Origin of the sequence: Pseudoalteromonas sp. GW168-MNA-CIBAN-0100, from assembly GCF_040309225.1 — a bacterium.
Classification (GTDB): domain Bacteria; phylum Pseudomonadota; class Gammaproteobacteria; order Enterobacterales; family Alteromonadaceae; genus Pseudoalteromonas; species Pseudoalteromonas arctica.
Window position 1 is genome coordinate 1 of the sequence record NZ_JBEOOL010000955.1, and the last position, 244, is coordinate 244.

The 244-nt window shown below is 40.2% G+C and carries 1 pseudogene; it reads right to left on the minus strand.

Annotated elements, in window-relative coordinates:
• A pseudogene (locus AAEY62_RS24170) lies at nt 1-244 on the minus strand (esterase); the annotation flags it as partial.

Here is a 244-nt window from a genome sequence, read left to right on the forward strand (position 1 = left end):
GCTTTAAGTTAGCAGCTGTACGTTCTCCAAGTTGCGGGCTTTTTGTGGTTTTACAGGTTTTATATAACTTTTCGCCGCCAATAAAACTGCCGCAATTACGATAAGAGGCACTAATACCATAATGCGGATTTTGTGGTGAGTTAACAATGGCAATATGCGATATACCATGGATTTTTAGACATGCTTCGCTGGCACACTGCGGATTTAATACTCTGTAATCTGCTGCAAAATTTGGGGGTAAAAT